At 39.9% G+C, this 17,109-nt stretch carries 13 protein-coding genes; 7 read left to right on the plus strand and 6 right to left on the minus strand.

Translation table 11 applies throughout. From position 1 onward, the window contains the following. Nucleotides 1-4 precede the first annotated feature (4 nt). Nucleotides 5-2,026: a tRNA(Met) cytidine acetyltransferase TmcA gene (locus tag P3L44_RS09195; RefSeq protein WP_140172245.1), complete on the plus strand. Its 2,022-nt coding sequence runs from the start codon at nucleotides 5-7 to the stop codon at nucleotides 2,024-2,026. On the opposite strand, the gene P3L44_RS09200 is transcribed toward P3L44_RS09195, so the two are convergent. Next, entirely contained in the window at nucleotides 2,007-2,198 is a 192-nt protein-coding gene (locus P3L44_RS09200) for a YpfN family protein (RefSeq protein WP_112307944.1), read from the minus strand. The genes P3L44_RS09195 and P3L44_RS09200 overlap by 20 nt on opposite strands. Nucleotides 2,199-2,914: 716 nt before the next feature. Here P3L44_RS09200 and P3L44_RS09205 point away from each other — a divergent pair. Beyond that, the gene (locus P3L44_RS09205; RefSeq protein WP_094960491.1) at nucleotides 2,915-3,307 is read left to right on the plus strand and encodes a DUF454 family protein; all 393 of its coding nucleotides are present in this window, start codon (nucleotides 2,915-2,917) and stop codon (nucleotides 3,305-3,307) included. 54 nt (nucleotides 3,308-3,361) lie between these two features. Here the strand turns inward: P3L44_RS09205 and P3L44_RS09210 are convergent, their stop codons facing one another. The 4 genes from P3L44_RS09210 to P3L44_RS09225 form a co-directional block, all read right to left on the minus strand. Then, on the minus strand, nucleotides 3,362-4,030 hold the full coding sequence (locus P3L44_RS09210; protein ID WP_140172243.1) for a M15 family metallopeptidase: 669 nt from the start codon (nucleotides 4,028-4,030) through the stop codon (nucleotides 3,362-3,364). After that, complete coding sequence (dapE, locus tag P3L44_RS09215; RefSeq protein ID WP_272661934.1) at nucleotides 4,027-5,157, minus strand: succinyl-diaminopimelate desuccinylase; 1,131 nt, start codon at nucleotides 5,155-5,157, stop codon at nucleotides 4,027-4,029. The genes P3L44_RS09210 and dapE overlap by 4 nt, the downstream gene beginning before the upstream one ends. A 13-nt stretch (nucleotides 5,158-5,170) precedes the next feature. After that, nucleotides 5,171-5,542 (minus strand): ArsC family reductase, encoded by a 372-nt coding sequence (locus tag P3L44_RS09220; RefSeq protein ID WP_227528968.1) that lies wholly within the window; start codon nucleotides 5,540-5,542, stop codon nucleotides 5,171-5,173. A gap of 146 nt (nucleotides 5,543-5,688) precedes the next feature. Continuing rightward, nucleotides 5,689-6,309, minus strand: a complete 621-nt coding sequence (locus tag P3L44_RS09225) for a LuxR C-terminal-related transcriptional regulator (protein WP_272661911.1) — start codon at nucleotides 6,307-6,309, stop codon at nucleotides 5,689-5,691. Nucleotides 6,310-6,839: 530 nt separating this feature from the next. On the opposite strand from P3L44_RS09225, the gene maeB reads away from it, so the two are divergent. From maeB to P3L44_RS09250, 5 genes are all read left to right on the plus strand, one after another. Beyond that, nucleotides 6,840-9,119, plus strand: coding sequence for an NADP-dependent oxaloacetate-decarboxylating malate dehydrogenase (gene maeB, locus P3L44_RS09230; RefSeq protein WP_004253593.1), 2,280 nt, complete (start codon nucleotides 6,840-6,842; stop codon nucleotides 9,117-9,119). A 118-nt stretch (nucleotides 9,120-9,237) separates the two neighbouring features. Then, on the plus strand, nucleotides 9,238-10,104 hold the full coding sequence (locus P3L44_RS09235) for a ChaN family lipoprotein (RefSeq protein WP_272661912.1): 867 nt from the start codon (nucleotides 9,238-9,240) through the stop codon (nucleotides 10,102-10,104). Nucleotides 10,105-10,248: 144 nt separating this feature from the next. Further along, nucleotides 10,249-11,052, plus strand: coding sequence for an energy transducer TonB (locus P3L44_RS09240; protein WP_272661913.1), 804 nt, complete (start codon nucleotides 10,249-10,251; stop codon nucleotides 11,050-11,052). Nucleotides 11,053-11,064: 12 nt separating this feature from the next. Further along, nucleotides 11,065-13,197, plus strand: a complete 2,133-nt coding sequence (locus P3L44_RS09245; protein WP_140172240.1) for a S9 family peptidase — start codon at nucleotides 11,065-11,067, stop codon at nucleotides 13,195-13,197. A 140-nt stretch (nucleotides 13,198-13,337) separates the two neighbouring features. Next, complete coding sequence (locus tag P3L44_RS09250) at nucleotides 13,338-15,596, plus strand: TonB-dependent receptor domain-containing protein (protein ID WP_272661914.1); 2,259 nt, start codon at nucleotides 13,338-13,340, stop codon at nucleotides 15,594-15,596. Nucleotides 15,597-15,658: 62 nt separating this feature from the next. On the opposite strand, the gene xseA is transcribed toward P3L44_RS09250, so the two are convergent. Further along, nucleotides 15,659-17,026 carry an exodeoxyribonuclease VII large subunit gene (gene xseA / locus P3L44_RS09255; RefSeq protein WP_140172238.1) on the minus strand — a complete coding sequence of 456 codons (1,368 nt, stop codon included), beginning with the start codon at nucleotides 17,024-17,026 and terminating at the stop codon, nucleotides 15,659-15,661. Nucleotides 17,027-17,109 lie beyond the last annotated feature (83 nt).

Raw genomic sequence — 17,109 nt, forward strand, 5'->3', positions numbered from 1 at the left:
TACGATGGTGAAATTGCTTCCTGTTATTATCGAACAGCTACATATGGTTGGCATGCGTCGTCTTATGGTTCTTTCTGGTGACAGTGCGTGGGTGGAACAGCAACTCAACGAACTTCAGACAGCCATTGATGGCGACTGGTTAACCATTTCAGCGAATTTGCCACAAGGGGTTTCCCCAGAGAATGCACATCTATTATTGGGCCGTGAATTTTTACATGGCATCTTTGATGCACGTAAAGGTTTTCATAGTGAAGCCCTAGCCATGCTTGCTGGCACGTTAAAAGCAGGGAGCTTGTTAGTTTTATGTACTGCACCTCAAACTGAGTGGGCGACAAATGCTGATCTAGACAGCCTACGTTGGAATGAACAATTGGGGCTCATTCCAACACCGAATTTTGTTCACCATCTGCAACGGACTTTCCAAACATCTTCCGATATTTTATTTTATAAACAAGGAGATGAGCCTGATTTTTCATTACTAAATAACAAACCATTATGGCAAGCACCGACAGGCCTGCCAACAGAACAGCAGCAACAAATAATTAGCCAATTATTAAAAGCAAAACATGGCATTTGGGGCTTGATAGCCCCGAGAGGGCGCGGAAAATCTGCAATAGCTGGGATGTTAATAAAACAATTTATGGGAGAGTGTTGGTGTTGTGCTCCCGCCAAAGTGGCAACGGAAGTTTTAAGTCGGCATGCAGGACAAAAGATTAATTTTTGGTCCCCTGATAGCCTATTAGCGTACTGCCGCAGCAATGAAAAAATAACAGCAGATTGGCTAGTCATCGATGAAGCTTCTGCTATTCCTAATTATATCTTACGTGAGCTGGTGGGGTATTTTCCTCGAGTTCTATTAACTACGACAGTCGATGGTTATGAAGGAACTGGGCGCGGTTTTACGTTAAAATTTTGTGCAAGTTTAGCTCATTTCACTTTACTGCAACTTGATAACCCAATGCGCTACGCGGCTAATGATCCCTTAGAATTGTGGGTCAATGAGGCTTTATTGCTGCAAGAACCCACCACTCAAACGGTTCTTGCTGGAAATACTGAATATAAAGCGTTAACTCAGGCATCATTAGCGGAAAATAATGAGCAATTAAAAGCGTTTTATGGCTTATTGATGAGTGCACATTATCGAACGTCACCATTAGATTTACGACGACTATTGGATGCCCAGCAACAACATTTTATGGTGGCAAAAGCCGAGTCTGATGATTGTACCTATTTAGGTGCATTATGGATGGTAGATGAAGGACAGTTAACCGAATCATTGAGCTGGCAAATATGGGCTGGGCTTCGTCGACCAAGAGGAAATTTAGTTGTCCAATCTTTAGCAGCTCATAGTTATTTCCCCATTGCGGCACAATGGCTATCTCGCCGAGTGATGCGTATTGCCGTTGATGCGAACCACCGTAGGCGCCAAATTGGTTTAACGCTTTTAGAAAAACAGAAAGCAATTGCTACAGAGCAAGGGTTAGATTTTTTATCTGTTAGTTTTGGATTAACACCAGACTTAGTCGCATTTTGGCAAAAAGCGGGCTTTCGGTTAATACGAATAGGTTCGCATAAAGAAGCCAGTAGTGGCTGTTTTACCGCGATGGCTATTTTACCTATTTCAAACCGTGCATACCAACTTTGTGAACAAGGCGAATCCCGATTAAAACGTGACCTATATTGGCGCAGTGATTTACAAGAGTTTGCGTTCGAAACGGATCCACAGCAGCAACTAGTGACAGATGATTGGATAGAACTGATCGGTTTTAGTGAGTTTAAGCGCCCAATTTCGGCGAGTACAAGTGCAATTATGCGTTTATTGAGGGAAGAAACAAACGGGCTTCCTCTCCTCAGACGGCATTTTGTATTATGTGAACCTATCTCCAAGATTTGCGCGGATGTCGGTATTACAGGGCAAAAGCAATGGTTAAAACGAGTAAGAGAAGAGGTTGGTATACAGGTAAAACAATACCAACTAGCACTTTTAGCTGAAATAAAGCAGAAAATTACTTCTTCTTGTCTTTAGGCCAATCGTCTTCATCATCCCAAAGATGGTTATTATCCTGATGCGGAGGGATTTCAGGCTTGTTATCTAAAAATTTTTTGGGGTCCAATTTCATCATTTCTTTGACTGAGTTCCAGATAAGCCCAACCAATAGGAGCAAGATTATCCACCAGTAGTCTGTCAACCATTGCATATTCACCTTCCATTCGTCATTCTTTGAGCTGTCTGTGCGTTGATATCGCTCAGTTACCCTAGTCACATACTTTTGTATGCTCCTAGGGATGCCTTCTCTCATCGCCTTCATACAACTCAAATAATTTAGAATGGAACCGAGAGAGCCATTCTTTTGAGCTGTCTGTGCGTTGATATCGCTCAGTTACCCTAGTCACATACTTTTGTATGCTCCTAGGGATGCCTTCTCTCATCGCCTTCATACAACTCAAATAATTTAGAATGGAACCGAGAGAGCCATTCTTTTGAGCTGTCTGTGCGTTGATATCGCTCAGTTACCCTAGTCACATACTTTTGTATGCTCCTAGGGATGCCTTCTCTCATCGCCTTCATACAACTCAAATAATTTAGAATGGAACCGAGTGAGTCATTCTTTGAGCTGTCTGTGCGTTGATATCGCTCAGTTACCCTAGTACATACTAGTGTATGCCTCTATTGTGTTTTTTTGCATCTTTTCATCGAAACTAAATGATATAAAGAAAAATAAATATCTATCATTGAAACCTCAAAGATTCCTGAGAAAGAAAGCTATGGGAACAATAATCATTCCAATCGGCAAAAGCGACTTTTCATTAAGCGTGTTTACCATTAGAGTATACCATTGATATTGTTATGAGTTACCACAGATTTTATGCGGCTTTTACCATTTGATTTATTTATTCGGGAGGAGGGGTAATTTTGAAAAAATTGTTCCTCATTGTTATTGGATGGTTAGCTGTTGCGCTGGCTTTTGCTGGCGTTATTCTTCCTGTTTTGCCGACTACGCCTTTCTTGTTATTAGCGGCATGGTGTTTTTCTCGTTCATCTCCACGCTTTCACCATTGGTTATTATATCGCTCTTGGTTTGGGGGATATATCCGTCACTGGCAAAAGCATAAAGGGCTACCGAAAGGGGCAAAACCAAAAGCAATTGTATTGATAATACTCACTTTTTCACTATCAATCTGGGTTGTTAGCTATTTATGGTTAAAAATTGGTTTATTGGCACTGTTGTGTTGGCTGCTTATTTTTATGTATCGGCTTCCAGTTGTTGATGAACAAATTGCCACGAAAAAGAAAAAAGCCCCATAAATTATGTAGCGTAATCTATGAGGCGTGATAGAAGTTGCTCTGTTAGCTTAGAAATTATTCAGGAGCTTTAATATAGCGTTCGAATACATAATCTAAGTTACTGTTTAGCCAGTTTTTTCCGCAAATATCCTCTTGTAGGAGAACTTGTTTAATGACTTCTAGCGTTAAAAGCTGTTCAGCTTCATGGGATAAAGGCCAGTAGCTAATATGCCAAGGTTCATAGGCAACCCCTGAATTTTTTGCAGTGAAAGGGCGATAAAAATCAAATGTCGCCATGTTATCCGTCAGCCAGTGGTTCAGTTCAGCAAAATAGCCACCAGTTTCATATTCCCAAGGCTCTAACTGTAACGTTTGCCCTGAAGGAATACGTAATGGGTCATAAACATCTATTTCGGTTCCCCAATGGTGGCGGCTTGCACCGGGTAATGCTGACCAATGTAAAATAGCTTCACAAAGCTCGCCTTCAGAAAGCGTTGTAATATCTAAAGGTTGGCTTTGTGCATCAAGAACAGGGCGGAGACCGGTAAATTTTTCATTCCAAATTAACTGTTGACGTGAAAAATCACGAAATGCACTTGCCGATTGTAACTTGAACCCTGACTTTACAGCCGCTTGTTGCATGGCTAAAAATGCTTTGGTGGCATTGAACTGTAGGCGATGAGAACCGCCAAGTGTCACTAAATGGTCAGTTGAGCGGCCTGTTAACATGGCAATAGTGATCATAATAACAATAACTCCATGACCCGTTCATAAATTAAGGCCAGCTGTTGCAAGTCTTTGACGCTAACGCATTCGTCAACTTTATGTATGGTGGCATTCAGTGGGCCGAGCTCAATAACTTGAGTCCCCATTTGGGCGATAAAACGGCCATCGGAGGTTCCACCGCTTGTGGATAACTCTGCATTAAGACCAGTTAATTCATGAATTGCTTGCAAAGTTGCAGTGACAAGTTCTTGTTTTTCAGTTAAAAATGGTTGCCCAGATAATGACCACTCTATTTTATATGTTAAGCCATGGCGTTCTAGCATGCTAGTGACCCTGTCACGTATTTGTGTGTCGGTCAATTCTGTGCTAAAACGAAAATTAAATTGAATAAATAACTCACCAGGGATCACATTACTTGCCCCAGTACCTGCATGGATATTGGCAATTTGCATGGTGGTGGCAGGGAAGAACTCATTGCCGTTATCCCAGATAGTTGAGGTGAGCTCTTGTAAAAAAGCGGTTGAGCGGTGAACCGGGTTGTCCGCTAAATGGGGATAAGCAACGTGTCCTTGTGTACCCAAAATAGTTAAATTCGCTGTAATAGAGCCTCTTCGACCATTCTTTATGATGTCGCCTAATTGTGATTGGCTTGACGGCTCACCGACTAAACAGTAATCAACGCGTTCATTACGTGCCATCAATGTTTCGACCACTTTGACCGTGCCATCTAGCGCATCGGCTTCTTCATCTGATGTGATTAAAAAGGCCAAACGCCCTTGATGTTGAGGGTGCTTTTTGACAAAGCGCTCTGCGGCGACAACCATTGCTGCGACTGAGCCTTTCATATCAGCAGCACCGCGACCATACAAATGTTGATTGATAATTGTCGGGCTAAAAGGGGGTGTTTGCCAATTTTCACTATTGCCTGCTGGTACGACATCGGTATGGCCTGCAAATGCGAGGGTTGGACCTTGAGTACCTCGATGTGCCCAAAAATTTAATGTGTTACCAAAATGCATGGGTTCAACGGTAAAACCGAGTTGGTTTAAACGCTCAGTCAGTATCGCTTGGCAACCTTGGTCATCAGGGCTGATAGAAGGGCGTGAGATCAGTTCTTTGGCAAGTTGAATAACTGGGCAATCCATCATAACCGCCTGATTATCGAATGAAGTTTTGGTAGTCATTTGCGCTAAACCCAACTAAGTAACGGTTGTCTGGAGAAACAAGTACGGGTCTTTTGACCATGGCGGGCTCTGCAATTAGCACTTTTTTCGCGCTATTTGAGTCAACCACTGCATTTTTTTCATCATCAGTCAGTTTACGCCAAGTTGTTCCTCGTTTATTTACTAACACTTCCCAATCAATATGTTCCATAAAGGTAGAAAGTAATTTATCGCTAATACCATCAACACGATAATCATGAAACTGATAGTTAACTCCATTGTCTTCTAAGTAACGGCGTGCTTTTTTAATGGTGTCACAGTTTTTAATTCCGTACATGATATAAGGAGAGTTAGATGTATTGGGCATATGATTTTCCTCAAAAAACTAGCGATAATCCATACATAATGAGGCAAAAATCGCTTAGGATCTAGCCCAAATGTGAGAAATATATAATAAACTTATAATTAAATTATTCGTAATTTAGCTTTGTTAATTAATATAATTAGAAAAAATTATCTTGAACGCATGTAAATTAAGCTAGCTTCAAGACGAGAGCGAACACGTAATTTTTTAAGAATATTTCTAATGTGAACTTTAACCGTTTCTTCAGAAATAAAAAGTAAATTAGATATTTCACGGTTTTTTAAACCCACAGCTATTTCATGTAAAATTTCAGATTCTCGCCGTGTCAGTGATGAGAGTGGGTCATTATAATTATGACGAGAAATAAGATGCTGATATATTTTTTCACTGAAAACTAATTGCCCTCTAGAGGCTTTCTTCATACTATAAAATAACATGTCAAGCTCACTGCTTTTTAATAAATACCCTTGAGCTCCTGCATCAACAGCGCCATATATATCTGTTTTAATTGTTGAAGCAGATAACACTAATAAGTAGCTATTATTGCAGTGCTTACGAAGTAATCGTATCGTTTCAAATGTTTTAATACCTTGAATATTGGTATCTATAATAATTAGATTAGGCTGTAGCTGCCTTGCAATGCTTAAGGCCTCGTAACAACAAGAGGACTCTGCTGTGACAATAAAGTGCGTATCGGTATTTATGAGCTGGCGCAATCCCAAGCGTATAAGAGGGTGCTCATCAACAATCATTACGGTATATTTAGACATAGAGGGTTCCTTTTTCATGTCTTAAAATTCAAGGTCTAGTTTGATACTTTCCATAAAATAGACAGTTTAATTTTGATATATTTATTATATTTAATTGGAGTATTAATAATTGTAAAATCAGTATGGGAATTCTTAATGTTACTTCTTTGCTTAATATATTATATCCCTCGCTAATAACAATAAGATACTTGTTGATAATACATTAAAATTAGAAAATTCATATCTAATATTTAAATCAATATTAAACGGAGAAGGTATTTAAGATAGGGTTCATAATGTAATTAATTTTTTATATATATTAACCTCATAGAACTAATAATAAATTATTTTTAGTTAATATCTTAAAAATTAGAGAGGTGTTTCGATATAGTAAAATATAATCAATGTGATTACGTTTTACTCTAGCGGTGACCTAACTCTATTGTAATTGAAAGATTTTTCTGGAAATTGCCGGTATGATCATGATTTGCTAGTGAGATGTGTTTATACTGTTATCGCTCTTACCTTACTTATTTTGAAAGGACTTGACGATGGATGACAAATTAAAACAAAGTGCTCTTGATTTTCATGAGTTTCCACATCCTGGGAAAATTACGGTTACCCCAACTAAACCACTAACAACCCAGAGAGATCTCGCATTAGCATACTCACCAGGTGTTGCAGTGCCATGTCTTGAAATTGCAGATGACCCACTTAAAGCTTATCGTTACACCGCTAAAGGTAACCTTGTCGGGGTCGTGTCTAATGGTACGGCTGTCCTTGGGTTAGGTAATATCGGTGCTTTAGCTGGTAAACCTGTCATGGAAGGAAAAGGTGTACTATTTAAAAAGTTTTCTGGTGTTGATGTCTTTGATATTGAAGTTGATGAAACAGACCCAGACAAGTTAGTTGATATCATTGCGTCTCTTGAGCCGACTTTTGGCGGTATTAATTTAGAAGATATCAAAGCACCAGAATGCTTTTATATTGAACAAAAACTTCGTGAGCGGATGAAAATCCCTGTATTCCATGATGACCAACACGGTACCGCAATCATCTGTACTGCCGCTGTTATCAATGGCTTACGTATTGTTAAAAAAGATATTGGTGATGTGCGTCTGGTGGTTTCTGGCGCCGGGGCGGCATCAATCGCTTGTATGAATTTATTAGTCGCGTTGGGGTTGAAACGCGAACATATCACCGTTTGTGATTCAAAAGGGGTGATTTACAAAGGCCGTGACGAACGCATGGATGTCACCAAAGCCGCGTATGCAATTGAAGATAACGGCCAACGTACTTTGGCTGATGCGATTCCTAATGCAGATATTTTCTTAGGCTGTTCAGGTCCACGTCTTTTAACGCCAGAAATGGTGAAAACCATGGCAAAAGATCCTCTAATCTTAGCATTGGCTAATCCTGAACCCGAAATTTTACCACCTTTGGCAAAAGAAGTTCGCCCTGATGCCATCATCTGTACTGGTCGTTCTGATTACCCAAATCAGGTTAATAACGTATTATGTTTCCCATTCATTTTCCGTGGTGCGCTAGATGTTGGCGCAACAACGATTAATGAAGAAATGAAACTGGCTTGTGTATATGCCATTGCAGACCTTGCATTGGCTGAGCAAAGCGAAGAAGTGGCTTCTGCGTATGGCAACCAAGATTTATTCTTTGGCCCTGAATATATTATTCCGAAACCATTTGACCCGCGTTTGATTGTGAAAATTGCGCCAGCAGTGGCAAAAGCAGCTATGGATTCAGGGGTAGCAACGCGTCCAATTGAAGACTTTGATGCCTATATCGAAAAATTAAATCAATTTGTTTATAAAACAAATTTATTCATGAAACCTATTTTCTCTCAAGCTAAGACGGCGAAAAAACGCATTGTATTAGCTGAAGGGGAAGAAGAGCGTGTATTGCATGCGACTCAAGAACTAGTGTCTTTAGGTTTAGCTTTCCCAATTTTAGTTGGGCGCCCAAGTGTGATTGAAATGCGTATTCAAAAACTCGGCCTACATATTGAGTTAGGTAAAGATTTTGAAGTAGTTAATAACGAAAACGACCCGCGTTATAAAGAATATTGGCAAGAATACTACCAAATCATGAAACGTCGTGGTATTTCCCAAGAAATGGCGCGCCGTGCGGTGATTAATAACCCAACCTTAATTGGTGGGATCATGGTGTTGCGTGGCGAAGCCGACGGGATGATTTGTGGTACGGTGGGCAGTTATGGCGAACACTATGAAGTTGTTAAAGATTTATTTGGTTTCCGCGAGGGTGTTCATGCAGCAGGTGCAATGAATGCATTGTTATTACCAACGGGTAATACGTTTATCGCAGACACTTATGTCAATGAAGACCCTTCACCGGAAGAGCTAACTGAAATCACGTTAATGGCAGCGGATACAGTAAGACGCTTTGGTATTGAGCCAAAAGTGGCTCTGTTATCGCGTTCTAGCTTTGGTTCTTCAGATTGCGCATCTGCACAAAAAATGCGTGATACGCTAACGATGATCAAAGCACGTGACCCACATTTGGAAATTGATGGTGAAATGCATGCGGATGCCGCATTAATTGAATCTATCCGTAAAGATGTGATGCCTGATAGTCCATTAAAAGGTTCAGCAAATTTATTAATTATGCCAAATATGGAAGCAGCACGTATTAGTTATAATTTACTGCGTGTCACAAGCTCTGATGGTGTGACTGTCGGGCCAGTGTTAATGGGGGTTGCGAAACCTGTGCATATATTAACACCAATTGCTTCGGTACGTCGTATCGTGAATATGGTGGCATTGGCAGTGGTTGAAGCACAAACAAATCCACTCTAAGGGTTAATATTAATTAATTTGTGTTAAAGGCTTCTATGATTTTATAGGAGCCTTTTTATTGAAAATGATTATCATTATCTGTATCTTATTAGCTTGACAACATAAGATGGAAAGCATAATGATTTCAATAAGATTGACCTCTCAAATAGCCACTTTAATGGTTGGGTTATTTTTCCTTATCGGTTGTACACAAAAAATTGAACCGACAATCGTACAATTAGATAGCCAACTAACAGTAAGCAACCAAATTATTGACTTAGCAACAGGTAAGTCTTTAACACCTCAGCAATTAATCGAGCAGCTTGCTCAATCTCCACGCGTCATTGTCGGAGAAAAGCATGATAACCATTATCACCACCAAATTGAGCAATGGCTTGCACAAGAAATGCCAAAAATACGGCCTCAAGGTGCGGTTCTACTCGAAATGTTGACACCGTCGCAGCAAAATAGTGTGAACCGTGTACAGGCGCAGATGCAAAATAACCCTTATATTCGTGACGAAAAGCTACAGTCCGCCTTAAATTGGAATAGTGGTTGGCCTTGGGAGCAATATGGGGCTTTAATCCGCCATTTGCTGAGCTCGCCTTATCCGCTACTGTCGGCAAACCTAGATAAAAAAGAGGTACTTGCCGCCTACGCTAACCCGTCATCAGTAACGGGGCAATATTCAGCTCAACCCATTGTTCAAGAACTTATCAGTAAAACGATTGAAAGTTCTCATGGTGGGGAACTGACAGCGGAACAAGTGGCTAAAATGACCTTTATACAGCAGTTGCGTGACCGCCGTATGGCAGAGTCGTTATTAAATGCACCTACACCCGCGCTTCTATTCGCAGGTGGCTATCATGCAACAAGAGCTATTGGGGTACCTTTACATGTACAAGACCTCGCACCTGACGAATCAGTCAAAGTGTTAATTATTTCAGAGAGAGGGGATGAAATAGACCATTTACATGCTGATTTTGTTTGGTATACACCTAAATGATGACTAAATAATAGCAACCTAATGATTTCAAAAAGTTAATTTTGTGAAGTATTCTTTATTTTCATTAAGAAATGATTTTCATTTTCGTTTGTTGTTAATTATCATTTGCGTTTGTGTGAAGATACATAAGTACATAAGATAAAAATGAGTATAACAACATTTGAAAATGAGTATTTAAAGCGAACGACGAAGATGAGTGGGTGGTTCGCATTGGCAATTGCTCTTCATGTCGCTGTGGTTGGGGGCTATATATGGGTAACTTATAATCAACAATGGGAAGAGCTATTGCCTCCACCATCAGTGGTGATGGAAATTTCGATAGAGTCGCAAGCCGAACAATTGACAGAAGTTAACATTGGTCAATTACAAGAGTTAGCGGTGGCAAGTCAGGCACATGAGGCTCCATCAGAAGAGAAAATTATCCCACCATTAGCCATCAATGAGCAGGCAGAAGTGCAAGTGGCTAATACGGCGAGTACAAAGCGAAATGTTGAAGTAAAAAAACAAAAACATGAAAAGCAGGTGGTTGAACAAAAACAAGCGACTGATTCAAAAGCCAATGATGCCCCTGTCACCAGTGATGCAGCAGCGCCATTACAGACTCAGAAAATTGCCGCAGAATTTAATAGCCAATCACAATCGATAGAGAACGCGAAAAGGCTGTGGGAAGCACAAGTATTGGGGAAATTAAATAAATACAAGCGTTTCCCTGAAGATGCCGTAAGGCGAGGGCGAGTTGGTCAATCAGCAGTAACATTTACGGTTGACTCACAAGGTTTTTTACTTGATAGCGAGCTGGTGAGTTCATCTGGAACGCGATCGTTGGATAGAGAAGCCTTGCAGGTTTTATCAAGAGCGGCACCTTTACCTGAACCACCTACTGAAATTTTAATCAACGGGCGGGTAACAGTCAGGATCCCTATTGATTTTACTCTTAATGAAAAATAGATTGGATGAATTATGCGTAATAAACTTACTGAGTTTTGTCTTATTACATTACTTGGTTTATATGCAGCAACCAGTGCTGCGGAGGATAGAATGTCAGCACCAATAGCCAAAAAACAACCACATACAATGACTACTCACGGAGATGTCCGTGTTGATAACTATTATTGGTTAAGGGATGACCAACGTGAGTCTCCAGAAATTATCGAATACTTAACGCAAGAAAATGACTATACAAAGCAACAATTAGAGAAAGGTGAGTCGTTAAAAAAAGAGATTTACGATGAACTATTTTCGCGTATGAAGCAGGACGATGAGTCAGTTCCCTATAATTATAATGGTTATACTTACCGCTCACGAGTGGTTGCGGGAAAAAATTATTCTATCTATGAAAGACGTCCGGTAAATAGTCAGGGTGAATGGGTTGTATTAGTTGACGGTAATGAACGTGCCGAAGGCACTGAATATTATCGTATGGGCGCGTTAGCTATTTCGCCAGATAATACCACGCTTGCCATTGCCGAAGATCGCCAAGGGCGTAATGAATTTGCAGTGTCATTTCGAAAAATTGATGAGAGCGAGTGGCAAGAGAATGTATTAACCAATACATCAGGGAATATTGTTTGGGCTAATGATAACCAAACGCTATTCTATGTGAATAAGGACAAGCAAACATTGCTTCCTTATCAAGTGGTTAGGCACCAATACGGTACACAGCAAACTCAAGACAAACTGGTGTATGAAGAAAAGGATGATACTTTTTACGTTAGTTTAGCGAAATCGACGTCAAAAGATTTTATTTTAATAGGTGTCACGAGTACTGAAACTTCTGAATATCGGTTAATTGATGCAAATCAGCCACAAAATGATGCTAAAATCTTAAAACCACGTCAAGTTGGGGTTGAGTACTATCCTGATCATTTCAATGGTAAATTCTATATTCGTTCTAATCACCAGCACCCATTGTTTGGTTTATATATTGCAGACAATATTTCAGCGCCGTGGGTAAGCTTTATTGCACCACGTGATGGGGTTGATCTTGAAGGTTTTGCGTTATTTAATAACTGGTTAGTGGTAGAAGAGCGCCAAAACGGCTTAGTAAATATACGCCAAATCAGTTGGTTAACGCATAAAGAAAACCAAGTGAGCTTTGATGACCCAACTTACATGGCGTGGATTGGGAATAACCCTGAGCCTGATACGGACACATTACGCTACGGCTACTCATCAATGACCACACCGTCTTCAGTATATGAAATTAATATGCTGACTCAAGAAAAACAGCTTTTAAAACAAGAAGAAGTTAAAGATTTTAATAAGCAAAATTACCAAAGTGAGCGTATTTGGGTCACTGCACAAGATGGGGTAAAAGTCCCTGTTTCCTTAGTTTACCGTAAAGATCTTTTCAAACATGGTCAAAATCCATTGTTAGTCTATGGTTATGGCGCTTATGGATATGGCATAGACCCTTCTTTTAGTTCATCTCGTTTGTCTTTATTGGATCGCGGTTTTGTTTACGCGATTGCACATATTCGTGGTGGTGGTGACTTAGGTAAAAATTGGTACATACAAGGCAAAACAATCCACAAAATGAATACATTTACTGACTTTATTGATGCAACCAAAGGGTTATTATCAGAAGGTTATGGTAAAGCAGGGCATGTGTATGCCATGGGGGGCAGTGCGGGGGGCTTATTAATGGGAGCGGTGGTGAATATGGCGCCTGACTTATACGAGGGTGTTGTTTCCGCTGTTCCATTTGTAGATGTGGTAACCACAATGTTAGACCCATCAATTCCTCTGACTACTGGGGAATACGACGAGTGGGGTAACCCTGAAAATGAAGAGGATTACTGGCGAATTAAAGCGTATAGCCCTTATGACAATATCAAAGCACAACATTACCCACATATTTTAGTGACGACAGGGTTACATGATTCCCAAGTTCAATACTGGGAACCTGCAAAATGGGTGGCTAAATTGCGAGATATTAAACAAGGTAATTCATTATTATTATTAGAAACGAATATGAATGCGGGCCATGGCGGTAAATCAGGGCGTTTTAATGCACTCGATGATATTGCCCAAGAATATAGCTTTATTCTTATGCTTGAAAATAAAGACAAATATTTTCCATATTTAAAATAATAATTAACCTATAAAATTTAGGTGATTTTAGGCCAGCAACAAGATTAATCACATTGTTGCTGAGCCTTTTCACAGGCACTATTTGGCCTGTGCTAGCGGTGTGAGCGTATGACACTCAGTACGTTTACAGGAATGGTTTAATGAATAATAAAACAATAATTATGGTAGCTGGCATTATTGCCACTAGCTACCAAGGGATCGCTTTGGCTGAAAATAAGCAACAGCAAAATAAGCAGAAAGAGGGTGTGGTTAATTTTAGCCAATTAAAAGTTTCAGGTGCGCAGAAACAAACCCCATTAGTCAAGGCATTGGAAAAACCGGGTGCTTATAGCGCGGTGGGTACGGAAAATAAATTGCAGTCGATGGATAAAATTATTCGTACCATGCCCGGAACCTATACTCAAATGGATGCCAGCCAAGGTACCGTTAATGTCAATATTCGCGGGTTGAGTGGTTTTGGTCGCGTGAATATGATGGTGGATGGTGTCACGCAAAGTTATTATGGAATTTCCCCAAGTCAATATACACATGGACAACAGCCAAATAATGATTTTGGCGCTTTAATTGACCCAAATTTTATTGTTGAAGTTGAAGTAGAGAAAGGGCAATTAAATGGAGGCAATAGTGTTAACGCTTTAGCAGGGAGTGCAAATTTTCGTACTATCGGTATTGATGATGTGATTTTTAAAGATAATGTATATGGGCTGCGTAGTAAAGCTAGCTGGGGAGATAATGGTCTCGGTTATAATGGCATGGTAGCGGTCGCAGGAAAGACATTATTGCAAGATGATGGCTATTTTGGCGGTTTAATTGCGGTTAGCGGCCATAATATTCCTGGCAGTTATAAAAATGGTGATGGGTTTGATAGTGATGAATTTGCCACCGACTCCACTTTCAAACAAAAGCCACAATCGCAATTAGCTAAATTGAAATATAAACCTAATGACAGCCATGAATTAGAATTCAGTGGTCGTTTCTTACAAAATAAGCTCACACGAAGAAAGATTAATAGTGAAGATTATTATATTAAATATAAATATACGCCGCTAAATGAATTAATTGATGTTGAGGTTTTAGCGAGTCATGGAAAAAATGACCAACAATTTGAAGGTGACTCATTAGGTTGGGCATTAAGGCAAGGTAAATCCAAAAATATTGGCGATGGTCTTAATCTTTCTAATACAAGCCGGTTTTCCTATGGTGATATTGATTTTGAATGGAAAATAGGTTCTAAGTTATCTAAAACGAAGTATGAGCGAGAGGTTAGTTCTGTTATTGACCAAGATACGTTGAACTATAATCCATTCTCGCCAAGTGGGTCGTTAGATCTTGCGAGCGTATATACACAATTGGAAGCCAAGTATGGGATCTATACAGCAATTTTTGATTTGAATTATATGAATTATCACTTAAAAGGTTTTAAACCTGCATGTGGTGATCAAGATTTTTGTTTTCCACAGGAAGCTGCAACTTTAAATTTACGGGGTAATGGTTTTAACCCCGGAGTTTTATTATCAGCAGAAATTATTCCTGAATTCCAGCCATTTGTCAGTTATGCGCATTCAATGAGAGCGCCGAATACGCAAGAAGTTTTTTATTCTCAAGAAGGTGGTAATTCAATGAACCCATTCTTAAAAGAAGAGAAATCACAGACATGGCAAGTTGGTTTTAATAGCTTTAAACCGGATTTAATTTTTGAAGGTGACCAATTTAATATGAAGGCATTATGGTTCCATACAAAAATTAAAGACTATATTACGAGTAAGCCTTATTTACTTTGTCGCCCAAGATCAAATGCTGAACTGGCTTGGTGTTTAATGAATGATGATGTATGGGACAAAGAATTCCCAGAATTTATGCGTAAAAGCTATATGTATGTCAATGAGCCTCATGATGTTAATCTTCGTGGCTATGAATTACAGGCTAATTATGATGCAGGTATAGTTTATTCAACATTATCCTATACCAAAGAAACTGGGGATCAACCTAACTCCATAGCTAAGGTTGCTGATTTTAGTGCGGGAGATTTCACTGAGCTTCCTGATTATTATGTGACCTTGGATTCAGGTGTGCGTTTATTGGATGAAAAATTAACCGTAGGTACAACTATTACATGGACCGGCCCTTCAAAACGAATTGGTGTAGAGTCTATCGTTGATAACGATGGAAATGCACTAAAAGATAAGTATGAAAAACAACCTACAATCATTGATTTATATACAGACTATGAAGTTAATAAAAACTTTAAATTGATGATGACGGTCAATAATATCACGAATAAAAATTATTCGGATGCACTAAATCGTGCAAATTCTACCGCTATTATGGAAGAACGCGGTAAAAATAATGCAACAGCTAGAGGGCGCACTTATATGATTGGCGGACAGGTGCGTTTCTAATCAACGTATCAGTTTAATACCACTTATCTCGTTATTTTTATCGAGATAAGTGGATAAAATAATTATTTCAATACTCTTTTGGCTTTAACCTTCTCAATATGGGTGACTTGGCTTTCAACCCAGCCATCATTAAGGCGAGTTTTTAGTGGTTGGCCGACTTTCACTTGGCTGGTTTTTTTCAACACTGTACCTTTAGCGGTTTCACTAATACTAAACCCGCGAGCTAAGGTAGCTAATGGGCTAACCGCTTCCATTTTTGAACAAGCTACTGCGAAACGTTGGCGGTAACTATTAACCAAACTCGTGACCATATTCTGCAAATGATACTGTGTCTGCTGCAACTGTCGCTGCTGTTTTTGCAGCTGAGGGCGCAAATCATTTTGCAGTAAACGGCGATTAACTTTTTCGAATTTAACCGTCGAATTTTGTAGTTGTCGAGTCATCGACTGCGCCAATTTTTGTTGCAATAAATTAAGTTGATTATGTTGCCGTGCCAAACGTAATTGTGGGTGTTGTTGCTGTAAACGGTGATGCAAACGAGCAAACCTTTGTTGTTGACCTGCTACGTAATAATCCATTGCCATTTCAAGGTGTTGCTGCGCAGATTTTAGCTGACGGAGCATTTCTAACTGGTTACGGCTAACAAGCTCGGCCGCTGCAGATGGGGTGGGTGCTCTTACGTCCGCCACATAGTCGGCAATCGTCACATCGGTCTCATGACCAACAGCGCTAATTATAGGCAGTTGACTAGCAAAAATGGCTCTAGCAACGATTTCTTCATTAAATGCCCATAAATCTTCAAGTGAACCGCCCCCGCGACCGACGATCAACACATCACATTCTTGACGCAAATTTGCTAGCTCAATCATCCGAGCAATTTGTGCTGGTGCCATCTCACCTTGAACGGCCGTTGGGTAGATAGTGATAGGCAGGGAAGGGTCGCGACGACGTAAAATATTTAAAATATCATGTAGGGCTGCACCTGTTGCCGAGGTAATGATACCGACGGATTTAGCTGGGCTAGGTAGTGGTTTTTTATGAATAATATCAAACAAACCTTGGGCACTTAGTGTTTGTTTTAATAGCTCAAAACGTTGTTGCAGTAAGCCTTCACCGGCTGGCTGCATACTTTCAAGAATTAATTGGTAGTCACCTCGAGGCTCATATAAGGTCACTGTCGCTCGAACTAAAACTTGCTGGCCATTTTGTGGGCGGAAAGTGACTCGTGCATTTTGCCCACGGAACATTGCCGCACGCACTTGAGCCCGGTCATCTTTTAAGGTTAAGTACCAATGACCTGAACTTGGTTGTGAAAAATTGGAAATTTCAGCTGTTAACCAAATACGCCCCATTTGGCTATCGAGAAGTTCCCGAACCGATTGGTTAAGCTTACTAACAGAGTAAATTGCGCTATTTTGTGAAGTCGACATGTGAGCCAGATCAAATTTTAAAACAATGACTTAATCGATAGATACTAACGCAGCTATAGGAGTTATCAAGTTTTTTTTCAAAA

The organism is Providencia sp. PROV175 (assembly GCF_032707045.1).
Lineage (GTDB): Bacteria > Pseudomonadota > Gammaproteobacteria > Enterobacterales > Enterobacteriaceae > Providencia > Providencia hangzhouensis.

What these genes read in the sequence shown, in the direction of transcription:
- P3L44_RS09245 (WP_140172240.1), top strand. Translation starts at nt 11,065, where the DNA reads ATGCGTAATAAACTTACTGAGTTTTGTCTTATTACATTACTTGGTTTA.
- P3L44_RS09200 (WP_112307944.1), bottom strand. Translation starts at nt 2,198, where the DNA reads ATGCAATGGTTGACAGACTACTGGTGGATAATCTTGCTCCTATTGGTT.
- P3L44_RS09220 (WP_227528968.1), bottom strand. Translation starts at nt 5,542, where the DNA reads ATGCCCAATACATCTAACTCTCCTTATATCATGTACGGAATTAAAAAC.
- dapE (WP_272661934.1), bottom strand. Translation starts at nt 5,157, where the DNA reads ATGGATTGCCCAGTTATTCAACTTGCCAAAGAACTGATCTCACGCCCT.
- P3L44_RS09225 (WP_272661911.1), bottom strand. Translation starts at nt 6,309, where the DNA reads ATGTCTAAATATACCGTAATGATTGTTGATGAGCACCCTCTTATACGC.
- P3L44_RS09235 (WP_272661912.1), top strand. Translation starts at nt 9,238, where the DNA reads ATGATTTCAATAAGATTGACCTCTCAAATAGCCACTTTAATGGTTGGG.
- P3L44_RS09195 (WP_140172245.1), top strand. Translation starts at nt 5, where the DNA reads ATGGTGAAATTGCTTCCTGTTATTATCGAACAGCTACATATGGTTGGC.
- xseA (WP_140172238.1), bottom strand. Translation starts at nt 17,026, where the DNA reads ATGTCGACTTCACAAAATAGCGCAATTTACTCTGTTAGTAAGCTTAAC.
- maeB (WP_004253593.1), top strand. Translation starts at nt 6,840, where the DNA reads ATGGATGACAAATTAAAACAAAGTGCTCTTGATTTTCATGAGTTTCCA.
- P3L44_RS09240 (WP_272661913.1), top strand. Translation starts at nt 10,249, where the DNA reads ATGAGTATAACAACATTTGAAAATGAGTATTTAAAGCGAACGACGAAG.
- P3L44_RS09210 (WP_140172243.1), bottom strand. Translation starts at nt 4,030, where the DNA reads ATGATCACTATTGCCATGTTAACAGGCCGCTCAACTGACCATTTAGTG.
- P3L44_RS09250 (WP_272661914.1), top strand. Translation starts at nt 13,338, where the DNA reads ATGAATAATAAAACAATAATTATGGTAGCTGGCATTATTGCCACTAGC.